Below are 19,909 nucleotides of genomic sequence, written 5' to 3'. Positions count from 1 at the left end.
TTATTAGGAGGAAATGAATCATGCCAAAAATGAAAACTCACCGTGGAGCAGCTAAACGTGTTAAAAGAACTGGTTCAGGTCAATTAAAACGTTCAAGAGCTTTCACATCTCACTTATTCGCAAATAAAAACACTAAACAAAAACGTAAATTACGTAAAGCTAAATTAGTTTCTAAAAGCGATATGAAACGCGTAAAACAATTATTAGCTTATAAAAAATAATTGTCATTAATAAACGAACGATAAATCATTGTTATATCTAAGGAGGAATTTAATATGCCACGAGTTAAAGGTGGAACAGTAACAAGAGCACGTCGTAAAAAAACGATTAAATTAGCTAAAGGTTACTTCGGTGCTAAACACACATTATATAAAGTAGCAAAACAACAAGTAATGAAATCAGGTCAATACGCTTTCCGTGACCGTCGTCAACGTAAACGTGACTTCCGTAAATTATGGATTACACGTATCAATGCAGCTGCACGTCAACATGACATGAGCTATTCAAGATTAATGAACGGCTTGAAAAAAGCAGACATCAATATTAACCGTAAAATGCTTTCTGAAGTAGCTATTTCAGATGAAAAAGCATTCGCTGAATTAGTATCTAAAGCTAAAGAAGCTTTAAAATAATTGATTTAATAAAGATGACTTTGAAGTCATCTTTTTTTGTTTTCAAATAATTAAAAATTGAAATTATAAATCGTTAATGCACCTTTATTTGTTCTTTGGTGATTGAGTTTGATAAAATGCTAATTAAGAAATTATTGTAAGGAGAACACTATGTCTAAATATGATGAGCAAATTATAGTAGTACCAAGAGATATCCTTTTTGAAGAAGAATCAAACGCCTTTAATGGGTTTTTAACTAAAAATGATCCACAAGGCAAAGCAATATTTAATACTTTTTCTAAATATGAAGTTAAACGACGTGGAGATATGGAAGAGGACCCTTCATATAAACAATTAATTTCATATTGCTTACTAGAAAATGAAAAAAATGAATTGCTAATTTATAAAAGGTTAAGCGGTGGTGGAGAATCACGTTTACACGGTCAATCATCTATTGGTGTGGGTGGACACATGAATGATGTAATAGGCGCGAGTTCGATTAATGAAATTTTAAGAGAAAATGCTCAAAGAGAACTTGAAGAGGAAGTAGGATTATCTGAAGCCAATTCTCAAAATATGGAATATATCGGATTTATAAATGATGATACAAATGATGTTGGCAAAGTACATATTGGTGTAGTTTTTAAAATTAAAGTTAACTCAAATGATATTGAAGTTCGCGAAACAGATACATTAAAAGTTCAATGGTTGGAGAAAGAAAGCATTGATAATTATGATGATTTTGAAACATGGAGTGCATTGATTTTAAAAGAGTTATAGGAGGGAGATGAAATGTCTGATATTATCCCTTTTCCGAAATTGCAACAAAAATTATATAAAGATATTAAAGTAGCACATAATAAGCAACAATATGAAATGCTATACCAATTGTTTGAAAATTATGAGACACAATTTGAATTAGACGAAACACTAGCTTTAATTAAATGTAATATGCTGTATCATTTAAATTCTTTTTTAGAGTTAAGAGAAGAGGCTATTGTACTCTTGAAAAGAGGGATTCAACAATATGATGAGTTAATGTTATATTACATCAAAGCGTTAAATGGTCTTGGGCAGTATTATGAATCCGTCAATGTTATTAATCAGATCATAGATGAAGTTCAAAGTCATAAAACTAGAATGGCGTTATTCCCACTAAAAGAATATGCGCAATCACAGTTGAATGAAGATAAACATATAACTAGTCAAATGTTGACTAAATTCAACACCTTGAACCTAAACGAACAAATTCAATTAATACTTAAATTGATTGATAATGGCCATTATGAATTTAAAGAAACCATTGCCTTTTTGCTAGCCAATGAGGTAGAAGCATATAATTTAAAGAGTTTAATGATCGAATTTTTAAGGTTTGCTGGATATCATTCAGCGATTTCGATAAAAAAGATGGGTCACTCCATTAAAGTTATTCCATCTGAGCTTAATGGTCTAGAACATACTGAACTTAAAACTCAAGTCATTCCTAAAGTCATTGAGCGTTTAGAGAATGGAGCGCTAAACATCATAGATGAAGCCATACATGCAATGAATAACCATGCTATATTATTATATCCACTTAATATATATGAATTATTTGATTATGAAGATTGGATTATGGGATATGATGTTTATTTTAAATCAATGATTGGTATAGAAAGTACGGAAGCTAATTTAGACGTATTAAGTTTTATTCATCAACTTGATGGTCAACTTTGAGCAAATTATTTTATAATATTAAATGAATTCGTTAAAGTTAGATTATTGAAATTTAAAAGTGTTTTAAAGCCCTATAAAAGACTGTTTGTGTCCGTATTGGACGTGTGCTATAATAGGGAAGTTGAAAAAATAAAAATGTAATCATGGAGGTATTTATACATGACAGCAACTTGGGAAAAAAAGGAAGGTAACGAAGGATTATTAAAAGTTACAGTTCCAGCAGAAAAAGTAGACAAAGCATTAGATCAAGCATTTAAAAAAGTAGTTAAACAAATTAACGTGCCTGGTTTCCGTAAAGGTAAAGTGCCTCGTCCTATCTTTGAACAACGTTTCGGTGTAGAAGCATTATATCAAGATGCAGTAGACATTCTATTACCTGAAGCTTATGGTGAAGCGATTGATGAAACTGGTATTAACCCAGTAGCACAACCTGAAATTAATGTTACACAAATTGAAAAAGGTAAAGATTTCGAATTTGAAGCTACTGTAACGGTTGAACCAGAAGTTCAATTAGGTGATTACAAAGGTTTAGAAATTGAAAAACAAGATTCAGAATTAACTGATGAAGATTTACAAGAAGCAATTGACCACAGCTTAGGTCACTTAGCTGATATGGTAGTTAAAGAAGATGGCGCTGTTGAAAATGGTGATACAGTGAATATCGACTTTGATGGCTATGTAGACGGTGAACAATTTGAAGGTGGACAAGCTGACGGTTATGACCTTGAAATCGGTTCAGGTTCATTTATCCCTGGATTTGAAGATCAATTAGTAGGCGTTAAAACAGGTGAAGAAAAAGACGTAGTTGTTACATTCCCTGAAGAATATCATGCTGAAGAATTAGCTGGTAAAGAAGCTACTTTCAAAACAAAAGTAAACGAAATTAAATATAAAGAAGTACCAGAATTAGATGACGAAATCGCTAATGAATTAGATTCTGAAGCTAATAGTGTTGATGAATACAAAGAAAACTTACGTAAACGTTTATCAGAACAAAAAGCTGAAGAAGCTAAAAATGTAGAAAAAGAAGAAGCAATTAACAAAGCGACTGATAATGTAACAATCGATATTCCTCAAGCAATGATTGATACTGAATTAGATCGTATGGTTCAAGAATTTGGTCAAAGAATTCAACAACAAGGATTAGACTTACAAACTTATTTCCAAATTTCAGGTCAAGATGAGTCTCAACTAAGAGAACAAATGAAAGATGACGCTGAACAACGCATTAAAACAAACTTAACACTTTCAGCAATTGCAGATAAAGAAAATATTGAAGCAACTGATGAAGATATCGATAAAGAATTAGAAAAAATGAGTAAACAATTTAATATCTCTGTAGAAGATATTAAAAACACTTTAGGTAATACAGACATCATTAAAAATGATGTACGTATTCAAAAAGTTATTGACTTACTTAGAGACAATGCTAAATACGTTGAATCTACAAAAGAAGACAAATAATAATTCATTGTTAAATTAATAATTAAAATTTAAAGTAGCAGGTGCATCAATATATGTAACCTGCTACTCTATGTTTTAAGCATTTTAGTTGTTAACCATGAATTTGCATTGTAGAATGCTATCTAGTATAGTCGTTTAAGAATAGAGGTGTAAATGAATGTTTAAATTCAATGAAGATGAAGAAAATTTAAAATGTTCTTTCTGTGGTAAGGACCAAGACCAAGTTAAGAAATTAGTCGCAGGAAGTGGCGTATATATCTGTAATGAGTGTATCGAATTATGTTCAGAAATTGTGGAAGAAGAGTTGGCTCAAACGACTTCTGAAGAATTTACTGAACTGCCTACACCGAAAGAAATTATGGATCATTTAAATGAATATGTTATTGGTCAAGAAAAAGCTAAAAAATCTTTAGCAGTAGCTGTATATAATCACTACAAACGTATTCAACAATTAGGACCTAATGAAGACGAAGTCGAGTTACAAAAAAGTAACATTGCGTTAATAGGACCAACTGGTAGCGGTAAAACTTTACTCGCACAAACATTAGCCAAAACGTTAAACGTCCCATTTGCAATTGCAGATGCTACAAGTTTAACAGAAGCTGGCTACGTTGGTGATGACGTAGAGAATATTCTATTACGATTAATTCAAGCAGCCGACTTTGATATTGATAAAGCTGAAAAAGGTATTATCTATGTTGATGAGATTGATAAGATTGCTCGAAAATCTGAAAATACGTCTATTACACGTGATGTATCTGGTGAAGGTGTTCAACAAGCTTTACTTAAAATTCTTGAAGGCACGACTGCTAGCGTGCCACCACAAGGTGGACGTAAACACCCAAACCAAGAATTAATCCAAATTGATACAACGAATATCTTATTCATTTTAGGTGGTGCGTTTGATGGCATCGATGAAGTTATTAAACGTCGCTTAGGTGAAAAAGTAATTGGATTTGCAAGTAATGAAGCGGATAAATATGATGAAGAAGCATTGTTAGAACAAATTCGTCCAGAAGATTTACAATCATATGGTTTAATTCCTGAGTTTATCGGACGTGTGCCAATTGTTGCTAACTTAGAAACATTAGATGTAGAGGCGCTTAAAAATATTTTAACGCAACCTAAGAACGCTTTAGTAAAACAATATACTAAAATGTTAGAACTTGATAATGTCGAGTTAGAATTTACAGAAGAAGCATTAGCTGCTGTAAGTGAAAAAGCAATTGAACGTAAAACAGGTGCACGTGGCTTACGTTCTATTATTGAAGAAGCATTAATTGATATCATGTATGATGTGCCATCATCAGAAGATGTAACTAAAGTCGTAATTACAGATAAAACAATTAATGATGAAGTTGAACCAGAACTATATGACGCTGAAGGCAACTTATTGAATGATAGTAAAACATCTGCTTAATTAAATATATTGCTTAATATGCTTTAATGATTCACAGTCACCAGTGTTAAAGAAATTCAAGACAATTATAAATTGGAGTGGGACCTCGAATTCAATTTGAATTCCGTTCCACTCTTTTTTATTTTGAGTATTTGTTTGTTTAGAAATATCACAATATATATTATAATGAAACAGTTAAAATTAATTCTAAAAGAGAGGATAATCTATGAATATTAATCCTAATAATATTGATTTAATTATTAGTGCAGTTCAAGAAGCACAGTATCCAGATTCAGGTTTATCTGAAGTAGCGTTAAGCGGACGGTCAAATGTCGGTAAATCCTCATTTATAAATAGTATGATAGGTAGAAAGAATATGGCACGTACGTCACAACAGCCAGGGAAAACACAAACATTAAATTTCTTTAATATTGATGATCAATTAATATTTGTTGATGTACCTGGATATGGATATGCAAAAGTAAGTAAATCTCAACGTGAAAAATTTGGTAAAATGATAGAAGAGTATCTGACTAAAAGAGAAAGTTTAAAGTTAGTTATTCAATTAGTTGACTTACGCCACAATCCTACGGAAGATGATGTTTTAATGTATAATTATTTAAAACATTTTGATATTCCTACTTTAGTCATCTGTACTAAAGAGGACAAGATTGCTAAAGGCAAAGTTCAAAAGCACATCAAAAATATCAAAGAAAAATTAGATTTAGATCCTGATGACACGATCATTAGTTACTCATCAATTCAAAATACTAAACAGCAACAAATATGGGATTTAATTGCTGATTATTTATAATCATTACAATCTAAACAAAGTTGAAACTTTTGTTTAGATTGTTTTATGTTTAAAGTGTCAAAATTTTGACTTTAAATTAGAATCTTTCTAATTTGTTTGAGCAATCAACTTAAAATCGTTAAATTATGTGTTATACTAACAGTATTGTTAGTATTTGGAGGGCGTTATAAATGCATTTTATTGCTTTAAGTATAAATCATCGCACTGCCGATGTAGCACTTAGAGAGCAAGTCGCTTTTAGAGATGATGCCTTACGATTAGCCCATGAAGATTTGTTCGAAACTAAATCTATTTTAGAGAACGTTATTCTATCTACATGTAATCGTACTGAAGTATATGCCATAGTTGATCAAATCCATACGGGTCGTTATTATATACAAAGATTTTTAGCGCGTTCATTTGGATTTGAAGTAGATGATATAAAACAAATGTCAGAAGTTAAAGTGGGGGACGAAGCAGTTGAACATTTACTGCGTGTCACTTCTGGCTTAGATTCTATTGTACTGGGTGAAACACAAATTCTTGGACAAATGAGAGACGCATTCTTTTTAGCTCAAGATCTTCAAACAACTGGTACAATGTTCAATCATTTATTTAAACAGGCTATTACATTCGCTAAAAAAGCGCATAATGAAACTGATATAGCAGATAATGCTGTTAGCGTTTCATATGCTGCGGTTGAATTAGCTAAAAAGGTATTTGGTAAACTAAAAGGTAAACAAGCTATCATCATAGGTGCAGGGGAAATGAGTGAGTTATCACTTTTAAATTTGTTAGGTTCAGGTATTGATGATATTACTGTTGTAAATCGAACTGAAACTAATGCGTATAAATTAGCAAACAAGCACGGCGTGAATTATAATACACTTGAGTCATTACCAACTCTATTGACTGATGCGGATATTGTTATCAGTTCAACAAGTTCACCAGACTTTATTGTTACAAAATCTATGATAGAAGATGTCAATCTTCAAAGAAAAGCTTCATCATTACTGTTAATTGATATTGCAGTTCCTAGAGATATTGAACCAGATGTTAACATTAGTGAGAATATATTCAGTTATGATGTGGATGACCTTAAAGGTTTAGTTGATGCAAATTTACGAGAACGTCAAATGGCTGCAGATTTTATAGCCAGTCAGATTCCTGATGAAGTACAGGCACATAACGATTGGGTGAATATGTTAGGTGTTGTACCTGTTATTAGAGCGTTACGTGAAAAAGCAATGACAATCCAATCAGAAACGATGGATAGTATCGACAGAAAGCTTCCTAATCTTACAGATAGAGAACGTACAATAATTTCGAAACACACTAAAAGTATTATCAATCAAATGTTGAAAGATCCAATAAAACAGGCCAAAGAATTGAGTAATGATAAGAGAAGTAATGAAAAATTAGAGCTATTTCAAAACATATTTGATATTGATGCTGAAGATCCTTACGAACATATTAAAGCGCGTAAAGCACAAAAAGAAAAAGAAATGTCTATCCGTCATATCTTTAGTTTTGAATAAGCATATTTATATGGTGATAATATGCAAGAGACCCTGTTTATTAGATTTCATGAAATAATATTAATTATATATTTAATTAGTATTCTCTGTTATTTTATTGACTTCGTTAAAAAGAGTCATAAAATTAGACAATTGGGAATTTATACATTAGGGATTGTTTGGATATTACAAACAATCTCTTTGTCTGTTTATATCACTTCACATAATAGAATTCCTTTAAGTTCGTTATTTGATGTATTTTTCTTTTTATCGTGGATAATCATATGTATTGCACTGATTTTAAATGTTGTTAAAGTATTAAGTTTTTCTGTGTTCTTTCTTAATGTAATAGGATTTATCTTATTAATGATGAATACGTTTCAACCTGAACATTATTCAACAAACGTGCAACGGGTTGCAGTCATTAATGAATTATTATTAGTGCACATTGGATTAGCAGTATTAAGTTATGCATTTTTTGCTTTAGCTTTTGTTAATTCGTTGCTTTATATTATTCAGTACCGAAATTTGAGAGAGAAGAATTTTGATCAAAAGTATTTTAGGATTGGTAGCGTAGCTACACTTGAAACCGTTGTGTTCTACTCATCTTTAGGTGGATTCATCATCTTGATTTTAAGTGTTATCCTAGGTGCTCAGTGGGGCGTGTATGCCATTGGTCATAGTATCTTTGCTGACCCTAAAGTAGTACTATCGTCAATTATTACCATTTTCTACGCTATTTATTTAATAAGTCGTATCAATCACTGGTTTAAAACAATTTATTTAATCTACTTTAACATTGTGTTATTTTGCTTATGTATGGTTAATTTATTTTTTACAACGCATTTCACTTAAATTTTTTAAATGTCATTAGGAGGCAACAAGTATGCGCAAATTAGTTGTAGGCTCACGTAGAAGTAAACTTGCTTTAACACAGAGCCAACAATTTATCGATAAGTTAAAAGAAGTGGATCCAACTCTAGAAATTGAAATTAAAGAGATTGTCACAAAAGGTGATCGCATTGTAAACAAACAACTATCTAAAGTTGGTGGAAAAGGGTTATTCGTCAAAGAGATTCAGCAAGAACTTTTTGACAAAGATATCGACATGGCGATTCACTCACTTAAAGATGTGCCAAGCATCATACCTGAAGGTTTAACCTTAGGTTGTATTCCAGATAGGGAAGTACCGTTTGATGCTTATATTTCAAAAAATCATGTTCCATTACATGAATTACCAGACGGTAGTATTATTGGAACAAGTTCATTAAGACGTGGTGCTCAAATTTTATCTAAATATCCTAATTTAAAAATAAAATGGATAAGAGGTAATATTGACACGCGCCTTCATAAACTTGAAACAGAAGATTATGATGCCATTATTTTAGCTGCTGCTGGATTGAGACGCATGGGTTGGTCAGATGACATCGTTACAACGTATTTAGATAAAGATGTTTTATTACCAGCTATCGGCCAGGGTGCATTAGGTATTGAATGTCGTAGTGATGATACCGAGTTATTAGAATTATTGCAGAAAGTCCATAATCAATCAGTAGCAGACTGTGTTACTGCTGAAAGAACATTCCTTTCGGCTATGGATGGAAGTTGCCAAGTACCTATTGGTGGTTATGCCACAAACAAAGAAAATGGGGAAATTGAATTTACTGGGCTCATTATGACGCCAGATGGCTCAGAAAGATATGAACATACAGAGGTTGGTAGCAATCCAATTGATTTAGGTGAAAAAGTCAGTCGTGTATTAAAAGAGCAAGGCGCTTATGACATCATAAAAAAATTAAACGAAGAACAATCGCATTAAACCAAATTATAGAGGTGCAATGAATTATGAAACCAGTTGTAGTTATGACGCAATCGAGTGAATTTAATAGTGATTTAGTTGACATAGTGCATAAGCCATTTATTGAAATTCAATCACTTGAATTTGACTCTCAAGTTTTGCATCATAATTATGACTGGATTATTTTTTCCTCTAAAAATGCAGTTCGATTATTTTATCAATATTTGAATCAAGTAGATGTTAACTATGTGGCAGTTATTGGCAAGAAAACAGCAGAGCTATGTGAAACGTTAAATATTAATGTGGACTTTGTTCCTGATGATTACTCTCAAGAAGGATTGTTAGAACAGTTTGAACAAGAAAATCAATCTATTTTAATACCAAGTAGTGCTATGGCGCGACCTAAACTTCAACAAACGTTAGCACAAACTAATAGTGTGACCAAAATCGATTTATATAAACCTATTGCGAATGATAGAAATATTAGTGAAGTGATTCAACAAGTCGAAAGTCATAAAATTGATGCTATAACGTTTTCAAGTTCTTCTGCTGTGAACGCATATATAAAGCATGATGTGCCGAAACAGTTTGATAACTATTTTGCAATAGGAAAGCAAACTGCGAACACATTACATCAACATGGTTTAAATTCATTGGTAGCAGATAAACAAACTTCAGAATCGCTTATAAATAAAATTATTGAAAGTTGGTATAATAATGAAATTTGATAGACATAGACGATTACGTTCATCAGAATCAATGCGTAATTTAGTTAGAGAAAATCATGTTAGAAAAGAAGATTTAATTTATCCAATATTTGTAGTTGAAAAAGATGATGTAAAAAGTGAAATAAAATCACTTCCTGGCGTTTATCAAATCAGTTTAAATTTGTTAGATGATGAAATTAATGAGGCATATGACTTAGGTATAAGAGCGATTATGTTCTTTGGTGTGCCGAATGCTAAAGATGATGTAGGTTCCGGTGCATATGATCATAATGGCATTATTCAAGAAGCGACTAGAAAAGCCAAAGCATTGCATCAAGATTTATTAATCGTTGCAGATACATGTTTATGTGAATATACAGACCACGGACATTGTGGTGTGATCGATGAGCATACGCATGATGTAGATAATGATAAATCCTTACCATTGCTTGTTAGAACGGCTATTTCACAAGTTGAAGCAGGTGCTGATATTATTGCACCAAGTAATATGATGGATGGTTTTGTCGCTGAAATTCGAAAAGGCTTGGATGACGCAGGTTATTATAATGTTCCAATTATGAGTTACGGCATTAAATACGCATCAAGCTTCTTTGGACCATTCAGAGATGCGGCAGACTCTGCACCGTCATTTGGAGATAGAAAAACATATCAAATGGATCCTGCAAATCGGTTAGAAGCATTCCGTGAACTTGAAAGTGACTTAAAAGAAGGCGCAGATATGATGATCGTAAAACCTGCGTTAAGTTACTTAGATATTGTTAGAGATGTTAAAAATAATACAAATATTCCTGTTATCGCTTATAACGTTAGTGGTGAATATGCGATGACGAAAGCTGCAGCTCAAAATGGTTGGATTGATGAAGAACGTGTTGTTATGGAACAAATGGTTTCTATGAAACGCGCTGGCGCAGATATGATTATTACTTACTTTGCTAAAGACATTTGTCGTTATTTAGATAAATAAAATAACTAGTAGGAGGACTTTGATATGGGTTACGAGAAATCGATAGAGGCAATGCAAATTGCTGAAAATCTAATGCCAGGTGGTGTTAATAGCCCTGTAAGAGCATTTAAATCTGTAGATACACCAGCAATTTTTATGGATCATGCTAAAGGATCAAGAATTTATGATATTGATGGCAATGAATATATTGATTATGTATTAAGTTGGGGGCCATTAATTCTAGGACATAAGAATGAACAAGTCATTAAAAAACTTCATGAAGCTGTAGATAGAGGCACAAGTTTTGGTGCATCTACTTTAGAGGAAAATAAACTTGCTGAATTAGTTATCGAACGTGTGCCATCAATTGAAAAGGTACGTATGGTTTCGTCTGGAACTGAAGCAACATTAGCAGCTTTACGATTGGCTCGTGGTTATACAGGACGTAATAAAATCGTTAAATTTGAAGGATGTTATCACGGCCATAGTGATTCATTATTAATTAAAGCGGGTTCTGGTGTTGCAACACTTGGCTTACCTGATTCACCTGGTGTACCTGAAGGCACTGCTAAAAATACAATCACCGTTCCTTATAATGATCTTGATGCAATTAAAGTTGCATTTGAGAATTACGGGGATGATATAGCTGGTATTATTGTAGAGCCTGTTGCAGGTAATATGGGTGTTGTTCCACCTAAAGATGGATTTTTACAAGGATTACGTGATATTACAAATGATTATGGTGCACTTCTTATTTTTGATGAGGTTATGACAGGTTTCCGAGTAGGATACAATTGTGCACAAGGTTACTTTGGTATTACTCCAGATCTTACTTGCTTAGGTAAAGTTATCGGTGGCGGACTACCAGTAGGTGCTTTTGGTGGTAAAAAAGAAATAATGGATAAAATTGCGCCAGTAGGTAATATTTATCAAGCAGGAACACTTTCAGGTAACCCGTTAGCGATGACAAGTGGTTATGAAACATTAAGTCAATTGACACCTGAGTCATATGACTATTTCCAAGAATTAGGTGATATGTTAGAAGAGGGACTTAAAAAAGTCTTCAGTAAACATAACGTCCCAATCACTATAAATAGAGCTGGTTCTATGATTGGATACTTCCTAAATGAAGGACCTGTCACTAATTTTGAAGAAGCAAATAAAAGTGATTTAGAACGATTTAGTCAAATGTATCGTGAAATGGCAAAAGAAGGGGTATTCTTACCACCATCTCAATTTGAAGGTACTTTTTTATCTACAGCACATAGTAAAGAAGACATTGAAAAAACCATCCAAGCATTTGATACTGCTCTAAGTCGTATTGTATAATGTTATGAAATAGAATGAGGTTAGGACTTTCAACTCGATGATGTCTTAACCTCATTTTTAATGAAAGAAGTGGATGCATAATGAAAAAAATATGGATCAATAACTTTATTCTTTTAGTGACAGCAATTGTAATAAGCTTGATACTGCATGTTGCACACATTCTTTTACCATTTATGTTTGGTCCTATTATTGCATCAATAATTGTCATTAAAGTATTTAAATTAGAGGTTAAATGGCCTTTTTGGTTCAGTCAGATTGGTCTTATTTTATTAGGTGTTCAAATCGGATCGACATTCACAATTGAAGTGCTTCATGATATCAATGATGATTGGCTGACAATTATAATTGTTACACTATTACTCATCATTTTATCGCTACTGATAGCATTCTTTTTTAAGAAAATAGCAAATGTTAACACTGAAACGGCGATATTAAGTGTTATACCCGGTGCATTAAGTCAAATGTTGATCATGGCTGAGGAAAATAAAAATGCAAATATACTCGTGGTGAGTTTAACGCAAACGTCTCGAGTCATTTTTGTAGTGATATTAGTACCAATGATTTCATATTTCTTTAGTAGTCATGGTGATAATGGCGTAACGCCTCTGAAAGCACCACCACTAACAGAAGTACTTAACTTATCGCAAGTAATATTACTCGTGTGTTGTATTGCCATTGTTTATAGTTTTATGGCGAAAATTAATTTTCCTACTAAACAATTATTAGCGCCTATATTAGTTTTGGTTATTTGGAATTTGACGACACAACACATATTTACATTGGATAACTATATCCTTGCTTCTGCACAAGTGATATATATGATTAGAATCGGACTACAGATTGCCAATTTACTCTCAGATTTAAAAGGTCGTATTGCCGTAGCTATAATTTATCAAAATGTCTTTTTAATCATTGGATCATTTATCATGGTATACGTTGTGCATCTGTTTACAAATAATAATATTAATGAATTATTTTTAGGTGGGGCGCCGGGAGGTATGAGTCAAATTGTTCTAGTCGCAATGGCAACTGGGGCAGATGTGGCAATGATTTCCAGTTTCCATATATTTAGAATCTTTTTTATTTTATTTGTAGTAGCACCTATCATCGGCTTTTTCTTACGTGGTGGTATATCGAAATTTCTGAAAAAAAGATGAGGTTGGGGCAAAATAGTTAGATAATACTACTTGGTAAATTTACAGTAGCCGATTGAACTAAGTAGATGCTTAAATCAAACGTTTAACAAACCTAGTTATCCTTGCTAGCCGGGTCCTAGCTAAGTGAATGTCATCATAAAAAGCTACAAGCTAAGCAAGCTGGGGTGGGACAACAAATATATTTTATTTCTGTGCCACCCCATATTAATTTTATGAAGGTTTAGATGGGCATCCTTTTAAATGAGCGTCATATAACCCAGCCGCTTCTAAAAATGAAAATACGGTTACTGGACCAAGAAACTTAAAGCCATATTTTTTTAAGTCTTTAGACAATTGCTTAGCACGATCATCTACGGTTAATCTTTCCGAAGCATTTGTGTAGTTTAAATCAATGGGTTTGTGATTTACATAAGACCATAAAAAGTGGCTAAAGCTACCATAGTCTTTTTCTATTTCGAAATAGCCCTTGGCTTGTGACACAATGGCTTCTAACTTTTTACGATTATGAACAATATTTGGAAATTCCATTAATGCATCAATATCACTTGGTGTCATTTGTGCAATTTTGCTTGGTTCGAAGTTGTAAAATGCTTCTTCATATGAGTGCTTCTTTTTTAATATAGTGAGCCATGATAGCCCAGCGTGTTGAGATTCTAGAGCTAAAAGTTTAAACAATGCTTTACTATCATACATAGGTTGTCCCCAGACATTGTCATGATAATCTAAGTAAGTCGGGTCTGTTGTGCTAAATGCACATTCATTCATAAATATACCTCCAAGAGATTGACTTATCACGATTTCCATTATACTATAATTAAGTAATGAAATATATTATTGGGAAGAGTAAGTTTGAATGATAGCACAGAGAGCATATGGTCGGTGTAAATATGTATAACATTCAATCTGAAGGTAGCCCACTTGAACTTTTATTGAACAATTAATAAGTAGATAAAAGCGTGTTTGAGCGTTAATCAAATTAAGTGCAAGTATATGGATATATGCTTGAATTTAGGTGGTACCACGGAACATCCGTCCTATGTTATTTAGGAGGATGTTTTTTTAATTATTAGGAGGTTTTTAATCGATGAACATGGAGCCTAAGTATAATCCACGCGAAGTTGAGGCTGGGCGTTATGAAGAATGGGTAAAGAATGGTTATTTCAAACCCTCAGAAGACAAATCAAAAGAAACATATACAATTGTAATTCCACCACCCAATGTAACAGGTAAATTACATCTTGGACATGCATGGGATACAACGTTACAAGATATCATTACGCGAATGAAACGTATGCAAGGTTATGACACTTTATATTTACCTGGTATGGACCATGCTGGTATTGCTACTCAAGCTAAGGTAGATGCTAAATTAAAAGAACAAGGCATTTCTCGTCATGATATTGGGCGTGAGAAGTTCTTAGAACATGCTTGGTCATGGAAAGAGGAATACGCATCATTTATTCGCCAACAATGGGCTAAATTAGGTTTAGGACTTGATTATAGTCAAGAACGATTTACTTTGGATGACGGATTAAGTAAAGCAGTGAGAAAAGTCTTTGTTGACTTATACAATAAAGGTATCATCTATCGTGGAGAACGTATTATTAACTGGGATCCCGAAGCTCGAACTGCGCTATCAGATATTGAAGTCATTCATGAAGACGTTGAAGGTCATTTTTATCATTTTAAATATCCTTATGCTGATGGTGAAGGGTATATTGAAATCGCAACAACAAGACCTGAAACAATGTTAGGAGATACTGCTATAGTAGTAAATCCAAATGATGACCGCTATAAAGATGTAATTGGAAAGACAGTTATATTACCTATTGTTGGTCGTGAATTACCAATATTAGCTGATGAATATGTTGATATTGATTTTGGTAGTGGGGCAATGAAAGTTACACCTGCACACGATCCAAATGACTTTGAAATTGGGCAACGACATGATTTAGAAAATATTATAGTCATGGATGAAAATGGTAAAATGAACGAAAAAGCTGGTAAATATGCTGGTTTAGATCGCTTCGAATGCCGTAAACAGTTAGTTGAAGACTTAAAAGCGCAAGATTTAGTTATTAAAATTGAAGCGCACGTTCACTCAGTTGGGCATTCTGAACGTTCTGGTGCTATTGTTGAGCCGTACTTATCTACGCAATGGTTTGTAAAAATGAAACCACTAGCACAACGTTCACTTGATAATCAAAAAACGGATGATCGCATTGATTTTTATCCACCACGTTTTGAGAATACTTTCAATCGCTGGATGGAAGAAATTAGAGACTGGACGATTTCTAGACAATTATGGTGGGGACACCAAATTCCTGCATGGTATCATAAAGAAACAGGAGATATTTATGTTGGAGAAGAAGCACCTAAAGACATTGATAATTGGGAACAAGATGAAGATGTATTAGATACTTGGTTCTCAAGCGCGTTATGGCCGTTCTCAACTTTAGGTTGGCCAAATATCGATGCCGACGATTACAAACGCTACTATCCTACGAATGCGTTAGTAACGGGTTATGACATTATCTTTTTCTGGGTTGCGAGAATGATATTCCAAGGTCTGGAATTTACAGATAGAAGACCATTCAATGATGTTTTACTTCATGGATTAGTTCGAGCTGAAGATGGTCGAAAAATGAGTAAGTCTTTAGGTAATGGTGTAGACCCTATGGATGTTATTGAAGAATATGGGGCAGACAGTCTCAGATATTTCTTAGCAACAGGATCATCACCTGGTCATGATTTACGTTACTCTACTGAAAAAGTAGAATCCGTTTGGAATTTCATTAATAAAATTTGGAACGGTGCACGTTTCAGTTTAATGAATATTGGAGAAGAATTTAAATTCGAAGATATCGACTTAAGTGGTAATTTATCCCTTGCAGATAAATGGATACTAACTCGCTTAAACGAAACAATAGAAACAGTTACAAACTTAAGCGAGAAATATGAATTTGGTGAAGTTGGTCGAGCATTATATAACTTCATTTGGGATGAATTCTGTGATTGGTACATTGAAATGAGTAAAATCCCAATGAATGGTGATGATGAGGTACAAAAACAAACAACACGTTCTGTTTTAAGTTACACACTTGATCAAACAATGAGAATGTTACATCCATTCATGCCATTTGTCACTGAGAAGATATGGCAAAGTCTTCCACATGAAGGAGAAACAATTGTAAAAGCATCATGGCCAACTGTTAAAGAAGAATATATCTTTGAAGATAGTAAACAAACGATGCAACAATTAGTTGAAATCATCAAATCTGTAAGACAATCACGTGTTGAAGTGAATACACCACTTTCAAAAGCTATTCCTATTTTCATTCAAGCCAAAGATGAAAATATTAAAGCAACACTTATTGAAAATGCAGATTATATTCATAAATTCTGTAATCCAAGTGAATTAACGATAGATACACATATTGATATACCAGAAAAAGCGATGACTGCAGTTGTAGTTGCTGGTAAAGTTGTATTGCCTTTAGAAGGTTTAATCGATATGGATAAAGAAATTGCACGCTTAGAAAAAGAATTAGATAAATTACAAAAAGAACTAGATCGTGTTGATAAAAAATTATCTAATGAAAATTTTGTTAATAAAGCGCCAGAAAAAATCATCAACGAAGAAAAAGAAAAACAACAACGTTATCAAGAAAAATATGATGGTGTGAAAAACAGAATTGAACAATTAAAAGCATAGGAGAATCGCCAATGAATTACCTAGAGAGTTTGTATTGGATACATGAGAGAACTAAATTTGGTATCAAACCCGGTGTAAAACGTATGGAATGGATGCTAGATCGTTTGAATAATCCTCAATTAAATATCAGAGGCATACATGTTGGTGGTACAAATGGTAAAGGCTCAACTGTCGCTTATATAAGAGCCGCTTTAGTTGAAAATGGTTATGAAGTAGGAACGTTCACTTCTCCATTTATTGAAACGTTCAACGAAAGAATCAGTTTAAATGGACTTCCAATTACAAATGATGAAATTGTTGAATTAGTTGAAATAGTTAAACCAATTAGTGAAGCTTTAGAACAAGAAACAGAATTAGGTGGCGCTACTGAATTTGAAATCATCACAACGATGATGTTCGTTTACTTTGGTCAAATCCATCCAGTTGATTTCGTTGTTGTTGAAGCGGGATTAGGTATAAAAAATGATTCCACTAATGTGTTTAATCCAATTCTCTCAGTACTTACAAGTATAGGATTAGATCATACAGATATATTAGGCAACACATATTTAGATATTGCAAAAGATAAAGGTGCAATTATCAAGCCGAATACACCTGTCATTTATGCTGTTAAGAATGAGGAAGCACTTAAATATATCCGTGATCTTGCAGAGAGTACTGAAGCAAAACCTATTGAACTTGATCGTGAAATCGTTGTGGTTTCACAAGATGATGAATTTACTTACCGATATAAAGATTATGAGCTCGAAACAATTATTCTAAATATGCTTGGAGAACATCAAAAAGAAAATGCATCTCTCGCCATTACTGCACTGATAGAACTTTACGAGCAAGATGTTATCACTTTGGATTTTAATAAGATGATTGATGCAATTGAGAGTGTTACATGGACTGGTCGCATTGAACAAGTCAAAGAGAATCCATTAATGATTATCGATGGTGCGCATAATAATGAAAGTATTGAAGCACTAATTGATACTATCAAAAATTATTATGACAATGAAAAAATGGATATTCTTTTCTCAGCCATAAAAGGTAAACCGGTTCACGGTATGCTTAATAAACTTGAAGAAATATCAAATCACTTATATTTCACTGAATTTGATTTCCCTAAAGCACTAACTAAAGAGGAATTGTCCGAACAAGTAAATCTAGAAAATATTGAATTCATCGATGACTATGTGTCGTTTATAAAGAATTACGATGGTGACGGGCTATTAATTACCGGTAGTTTGTATTTTATAAGTGAAGTAAAAAGTAATACTGAGTTTTAAATTTAAAGTAGTTTATTCCCAAGTTGTCTAGGTAACTAAAAAATACCTAGTTGACTTGGGAATTTTAGTTATAACGAAAATTTAAAAAACCGCTTCAATTACTCCCTGTTTTTTAGATACTATATATTATTTATAATATAAATTACACAACTTATTTACTTTTAAAGGGGAAACGTTATACTTATTATAGGTGATGCTAGTGCTAATAACGTCTTTTGTTTGTAGTGTTCTCTTTAGTTTTTTATATCAACTGACAAATATGACGCAATTGAAATTCAATTATCTAACAATGCGTTCTAAATGTGATTATTGTGACTCGAAATTACAATGGTTTGTTCTAATACCTATACTTAGCTTTTTTATTTTAAGAGGGAACACCGCTTGTTGTCACAATAAGTTAAAACGTCATTATATTATAGGAGAATGCTTATCGTTTATACTGATTCCGATAATTATTTATTTCGACGTCCAAGTGCATTTATCCCTTTTCATTACCACGTATTTATTTTTACTGACCATGGCACTATATGATATAGAAACATTATCCATTAATGTATTTATGTTAATTCTCTTCGCGATAGTGTGTACGGCACACTCAATATTTTATTTTTCCACATTTATTATTTTTTTCTTCATATTACATCTATTTTATTTTTTATCCCCTAAACACATAGGCTACGGTGATATACTACTTTTAACCATTTTATCCTGCTTTTTCCCTTATCACTTTTACGTAATATTTTTACTCTTTACACTTTTTATTGCTATTATCGTTTCTTCAGTTTTACTCATTACGAAACAGCAAACGTATATTCCATTTGTACCATTTATGTTTATTGGATTTATATTTGCAAGCTGTTTACATCAGTACACACTAATGTATTTATAGAAAGGTTGATAATTATTGAGAATTAAAAGTATGGCAAAGTCTGAATTACCTAGAGAGCGACTCATACATAATGGAGAGAAAAGCTTATCTAATAGTGAGTTGTTGGCAATTCTTATTAATACAGGAAGGCAAGGATTTTCAAGTATAGATATTGCCAATGAATTAATCATACGTTTTGATGGTTTAAAAGCGCTCAAACATTTATCAATAAATGACTTTACAAAAATTAAAGGAATAGGATTATATAAAGCAGTCATACTTAAAGCTGCTTTTGAACTAGGTGAGAGAATGTATGCTAGAGACCTTAGTGAAAAGATTAAAATAACATCTCCAAGTGACGTTGCAGATATTATGATGTCAAAGATGAAAGATTTGACTCAAGAACATTTTGTTGTACTCTTATTAAATTCTAAAAATATTGTTATTAAAGAAGAAACAATTTATAAAGGAACATTGAATTCATCAGTTATTCATCCACGAGAAGTCTTTAAAGCAGCTATTAGAGCATCTAGTAATGCCATTATCGTATTACATAACCATCCTTCTGGCGATGTCTTAAACATAGTATCCTAAACT

18 protein-coding genes, 1 pseudogene and 1 other annotated feature are annotated in these 19,909 nt (G+C 32.7%); of the genes and pseudogenes, 18 read left to right on the top strand and 1 reads right to left on the bottom strand.

The window, feature by feature from the left end:
• Window positions 1-20: 20 nt before the first annotated feature.
• The 14 genes from rpmI to KA909_RS05685 all read left to right on the top strand — a co-directional run bounded on the left by rpmI (window position 21) and on the right by KA909_RS05685 (window position 13,455).
• Window positions 21-221: a 50S ribosomal protein L35 gene (gene rpmI / locus KA909_RS05750; RefSeq protein ID WP_002448990.1), complete on the top strand. Its 201-nt coding sequence runs from the start codon at window positions 21-23 to the stop codon at window positions 219-221.
• A gap of 54 nt (window positions 222-275) precedes the next feature.
• Window positions 276-632, top strand: coding sequence for a 50S ribosomal protein L20 (gene rplT / locus KA909_RS05745; protein ID WP_011275545.1), 357 nt, complete (start codon window positions 276-278; stop codon window positions 630-632).
• Window positions 633-782: 150 nt separating this feature from the next.
• Entirely contained in the window at window positions 783-1,391 is a 609-nt protein-coding gene (locus KA909_RS05740; protein WP_075108316.1) for an NUDIX domain-containing protein, read from the top strand.
• 12 nt (window positions 1,392-1,403) lie between these two features.
• Window positions 1,404-2,327 carry a hypothetical protein gene (locus tag KA909_RS05735; protein ID WP_210130037.1) on the top strand — a complete coding sequence of 308 codons (924 nt, stop codon included), beginning with the start codon at window positions 1,404-1,406 and terminating at the stop codon, window positions 2,325-2,327.
• A 159-nt stretch (window positions 2,328-2,486) separates the two neighbouring features.
• Window positions 2,487-3,791: a trigger factor gene (gene tig, locus KA909_RS05730; RefSeq protein WP_053029595.1), complete on the top strand. Its 1,305-nt coding sequence runs from the start codon at window positions 2,487-2,489 to the stop codon at window positions 3,789-3,791.
• 157 nt (window positions 3,792-3,948) lie between these two features.
• Entirely contained in the window at window positions 3,949-5,211 is a 1,263-nt protein-coding gene (clpX, locus tag KA909_RS05725) for an ATP-dependent Clp protease ATP-binding subunit ClpX (RefSeq protein WP_070854903.1), read from the top strand.
• 205 nt (window positions 5,212-5,416) lie between these two features.
• Entirely contained in the window at window positions 5,417-6,004 is a 588-nt protein-coding gene (gene yihA / locus KA909_RS05720; RefSeq protein WP_193839244.1) for a ribosome biogenesis GTP-binding protein YihA/YsxC, read from the top strand.
• Between the two features lie 170 nt (window positions 6,005-6,174).
• Window positions 6,175-7,521, top strand: coding sequence for a glutamyl-tRNA reductase (hemA, locus tag KA909_RS05715; RefSeq protein WP_193839245.1), 1,347 nt, complete (start codon window positions 6,175-6,177; stop codon window positions 7,519-7,521).
• 21 nt (window positions 7,522-7,542) lie between these two features.
• Entirely contained in the window at window positions 7,543-8,355 is an 813-nt protein-coding gene (locus tag KA909_RS05710) for a cytochrome C assembly family protein (RefSeq protein ID WP_075108319.1), read from the top strand.
• A gap of 31 nt (window positions 8,356-8,386) precedes the next feature.
• Window positions 8,387-9,319: a hydroxymethylbilane synthase gene (gene hemC, locus KA909_RS05705; RefSeq protein ID WP_075108320.1), complete on the top strand. Its 933-nt coding sequence runs from the start codon at window positions 8,387-8,389 to the stop codon at window positions 9,317-9,319.
• 26 nt (window positions 9,320-9,345) lie between these two features.
• Window positions 9,346-10,026: a uroporphyrinogen-III synthase gene (locus KA909_RS05700; RefSeq protein WP_075108321.1), complete on the top strand. Its 681-nt coding sequence runs from the start codon at window positions 9,346-9,348 to the stop codon at window positions 10,024-10,026.
• Window positions 10,016-10,990 carry a porphobilinogen synthase gene (hemB, locus tag KA909_RS05695; protein ID WP_075108322.1) on the top strand — a complete coding sequence of 325 codons (975 nt, stop codon included), beginning with the start codon at window positions 10,016-10,018 and terminating at the stop codon, window positions 10,988-10,990. The genes KA909_RS05700 and hemB overlap by 11 nt, the downstream gene beginning before the upstream one ends.
• Before the next feature lie 24 nt (window positions 10,991-11,014).
• Complete coding sequence (hemL, locus tag KA909_RS05690; protein ID WP_193839246.1) at window positions 11,015-12,298, top strand: glutamate-1-semialdehyde 2,1-aminomutase; 1,284 nt, start codon at window positions 11,015-11,017, stop codon at window positions 12,296-12,298.
• An 80-nt stretch (window positions 12,299-12,378) separates the two neighbouring features.
• A complete protein-coding gene (locus KA909_RS05685) occupies window positions 12,379-13,455 on the top strand; it encodes an AbrB family transcriptional regulator (protein WP_193839247.1) in 1,077 nt (358 codons plus the stop codon).
• 210 nt (window positions 13,456-13,665) lie between these two features.
• Here the strand turns inward: KA909_RS05685 and KA909_RS05680 are convergent, their stop codons facing one another.
• Window positions 13,666-14,220, bottom strand: a complete 555-nt coding sequence (locus tag KA909_RS05680; RefSeq protein WP_075108325.1) for a DNA-3-methyladenine glycosylase I — start codon at window positions 14,218-14,220, stop codon at window positions 13,666-13,668.
• 56 nt (window positions 14,221-14,276) lie between these two features.
• Window positions 14,277-14,495 (top strand) — a binding site (T-box leader).
• A gap of 44 nt (window positions 14,496-14,539) precedes the next feature.
• On the opposite strand from KA909_RS05680, the gene KA909_RS05675 reads away from it, so the two are divergent.
• The 4 genes and pseudogenes from KA909_RS05675 to radC all read left to right on the top strand — a co-directional run.
• Window positions 14,540-17,170: a valine--tRNA ligase gene (locus tag KA909_RS05675; RefSeq protein ID WP_210130036.1), complete on the top strand. Its 2,631-nt coding sequence runs from the start codon at window positions 14,540-14,542 to the stop codon at window positions 17,168-17,170.
• 11 nt (window positions 17,171-17,181) lie between these two features.
• The gene (locus tag KA909_RS05670; protein ID WP_053029583.1) at window positions 17,182-18,444 is read left to right on the top strand and encodes a bifunctional folylpolyglutamate synthase/dihydrofolate synthase; all 1,263 of its coding nucleotides are present in this window, start codon (window positions 17,182-17,184) and stop codon (window positions 18,442-18,444) included.
• Window positions 18,445-18,637: 193 nt separating this feature from the next.
• On the top strand, window positions 18,638-19,333 hold the full coding sequence (locus tag KA909_RS13750; protein WP_398577032.1) for a prepilin peptidase: 696 nt from the start codon (window positions 18,638-18,640) through the stop codon (window positions 19,331-19,333).
• A 15-nt stretch (window positions 19,334-19,348) separates the two neighbouring features.
• Window positions 19,349-19,888: pseudogene (gene radC, locus KA909_RS05660) on the top strand (RadC family protein); the annotation flags it as partial.
• Window positions 19,889-19,909: the final 21 nt, after the last annotated feature.

Origin of the sequence: Staphylococcus sp. GDX8P54P, from assembly GCF_017893165.1 — a bacterium.
GTDB lineage: Bacteria > Bacillota > Bacilli > Staphylococcales > Staphylococcaceae > Staphylococcus > Staphylococcus borealis.
This window is presented reverse-complemented; position numbering and strand designations above follow the sequence as displayed.

Excerpts from the sequence above, each read along its gene's own strand:
- rpmI (WP_002448990.1), top strand. The coding sequence starts at position 21 with ATGCCAAAAATGAAAACTCACCGTGGAGCAGCTAAACGTGTTAAAAGA.
- rplT (WP_011275545.1), top strand. The coding sequence starts at position 276 with ATGCCACGAGTTAAAGGTGGAACAGTAACAAGAGCACGTCGTAAAAAA.
- KA909_RS05740 (WP_075108316.1), top strand. The coding sequence starts at position 783 with ATGTCTAAATATGATGAGCAAATTATAGTAGTACCAAGAGATATCCTT.
- KA909_RS05735 (WP_210130037.1), top strand. The coding sequence starts at position 1,404 with ATGTCTGATATTATCCCTTTTCCGAAATTGCAACAAAAATTATATAAA.
- tig (WP_053029595.1), top strand. The coding sequence starts at position 2,487 with ATGACAGCAACTTGGGAAAAAAAGGAAGGTAACGAAGGATTATTAAAA.
- clpX (WP_070854903.1), top strand. The coding sequence starts at position 3,949 with ATGTTTAAATTCAATGAAGATGAAGAAAATTTAAAATGTTCTTTCTGT.
- yihA (WP_193839244.1), top strand. The coding sequence starts at position 5,417 with ATGAATATTAATCCTAATAATATTGATTTAATTATTAGTGCAGTTCAA.
- hemA (WP_193839245.1), top strand. The coding sequence starts at position 6,175 with ATGCATTTTATTGCTTTAAGTATAAATCATCGCACTGCCGATGTAGCA.
- KA909_RS05710 (WP_075108319.1), top strand. The coding sequence starts at position 7,543 with ATGCAAGAGACCCTGTTTATTAGATTTCATGAAATAATATTAATTATA.
- hemC (WP_075108320.1), top strand. The coding sequence starts at position 8,387 with ATGCGCAAATTAGTTGTAGGCTCACGTAGAAGTAAACTTGCTTTAACA.
- KA909_RS05700 (WP_075108321.1), top strand. The coding sequence starts at position 9,346 with ATGAAACCAGTTGTAGTTATGACGCAATCGAGTGAATTTAATAGTGAT.
- hemB (WP_075108322.1), top strand. The coding sequence starts at position 10,016 with ATGAAATTTGATAGACATAGACGATTACGTTCATCAGAATCAATGCGT.
- hemL (WP_193839246.1), top strand. The coding sequence starts at position 11,015 with ATGGGTTACGAGAAATCGATAGAGGCAATGCAAATTGCTGAAAATCTA.
- KA909_RS05685 (WP_193839247.1), top strand. The coding sequence starts at position 12,379 with ATGAAAAAAATATGGATCAATAACTTTATTCTTTTAGTGACAGCAATT.
- KA909_RS05680 (WP_075108325.1), bottom strand. The coding sequence starts at position 14,220 with ATGAATGAATGTGCATTTAGCACAACAGACCCGACTTACTTAGATTAT.
- KA909_RS05675 (WP_210130036.1), top strand. The coding sequence starts at position 14,540 with ATGAACATGGAGCCTAAGTATAATCCACGCGAAGTTGAGGCTGGGCGT.
- KA909_RS05670 (WP_053029583.1), top strand. The coding sequence starts at position 17,182 with ATGAATTACCTAGAGAGTTTGTATTGGATACATGAGAGAACTAAATTT.
- KA909_RS13750 (WP_398577032.1), top strand. The coding sequence starts at position 18,638 with ATGCTAGTGCTAATAACGTCTTTTGTTTGTAGTGTTCTCTTTAGTTTT.